Source organism: Lentzea sp. NPDC059081 (assembly GCF_042738015.1).
In the GTDB taxonomy this organism is placed as follows: domain Bacteria; phylum Actinomycetota; class Actinomycetes; order Mycobacteriales; family Pseudonocardiaceae; genus Lentzea.
This window is the reverse complement of sequence record NZ_JBHYGW010000067.1, coordinates 1-1,111: the sequence shown is the minus strand read 5'-3', so window position 1 is coordinate 1,111 and position 1,111 is coordinate 1. Positions and strand designations below refer to the sequence as shown.

At 69.5% G+C, this 1,111-nt stretch carries 3 protein-coding genes; all 3 read left to right on the top strand.

Annotated features, from left to right (window positions below; translation table 11 throughout):
* Positions 1-261 precede the first annotated feature (261 nt).
* Positions 262-483, top strand: coding sequence for a hypothetical protein (locus tag ACFWV3_RS45725; protein ID WP_382420673.1), 222 nt, complete (start codon positions 262-264; stop codon positions 481-483).
* A complete protein-coding gene (locus tag ACFWV3_RS45720; protein WP_382420671.1) occupies positions 480-737 on the top strand; it encodes a hypothetical protein in 258 nt (85 codons plus the stop codon). The genes ACFWV3_RS45725 and ACFWV3_RS45720 overlap by 4 nt, the downstream gene beginning before the upstream one ends.
* A gap of 136 nt (positions 738-873) precedes the next feature.
* A complete protein-coding gene (locus ACFWV3_RS45715) occupies positions 874-1,011 on the top strand; it encodes a hypothetical protein (RefSeq protein WP_382420669.1) in 138 nt (45 codons plus the stop codon).
* Positions 1,012-1,111: the final 100 nt, after the last annotated feature.

Genomic DNA, 1,111 nt, shown 5'->3' with positions numbered 1-1,111 from the left:
CTGCTACCGCCGCGCGCTGGTGTGGTGTCGCGAGGTCTGATCATGCCTCGCGACACCACGCCGCCCAGGCCGCCGCCCTAAGCGCTGGTGAGCTCGTGAGTCGCAATCCCGAGTGGGTTGCCCCCCTTGCCGCCTTGGTCGTCCTGGCCGTGATCGCGCTGGGCTTTCGCGGCCACTACCTCACCTGCACGTGTCCCGACTCCCGACGAGGACGTGCTGAACGAGCCGCTCAACTGCGGCGGAGCAAGGAAGTGAAGCGTCATGGCTGAAGACGTCGTGTGGGGCAGCAACACCACGCCGGGCAACACGGCGCCCGCGCGTGAGGGCAGGGAAGAGACGCGACGCTGTGGGTCGTGCTCCGGCCTGTTCACGCGGCCCGCGGAGTCCGACGCGACGCACCGGCAGGTCAACGAGTCCGTGAGCTGCCCGCCGGACGCAGAGGTCAACCCCATCACGCCGGCTAACCGATGGGGCCGGCGGTGACAGCCGCCGAGTACGTGCCCGTGTCCAAGATCGTCGAGCGCCTGGGCGGCGCGTGGCCGACCACCGATCAGGACAGCGAGCCGCGGCATCTCCTCGAGGAGCCCGAGCCCGTGCCGGGCGAGCTCGCGGCGTTCTGGTTCGGCGCCACGCCGACACCGCACGCCCGGCACGCCGATGAGGACGAACCGCCAGCGCTCGTACGGCAGTACGTACTGCCCCCAGCCGAGCGAAACCGGGAGAAAGGAACCCGATGAGCGATACCCCGCAGCAGCCCGCATCCGAGCCGACTGCCGAGCCTCCAGCTGACACACCGACGCGGGAGCAGTTGGAGCAGGCAGCCCGTACTGCTCGCCTCACGCAACGGCTCAGGGACGACAGTGCGAGGCCGCGGTGACGACGCCCGAACCGAACGACCCTAACCGGCCGGTCACGCGCCAAGAGGTCGACGAGATGGCCCAGATCGTTGAGCCGCTGGTGGTGGAAGCCGACCTGGCCATGCGCCTGCGCTGGCTGCAGAGAGACCTCTGAGCCCGCGCCGCGCGAGTGGACAGTTTGTGGACAACTTGCCGACTCGCGTAACGCCTCGTTCCTGTTGCCCGACTACCCGACCGACCCGCCCAGTCCAGGA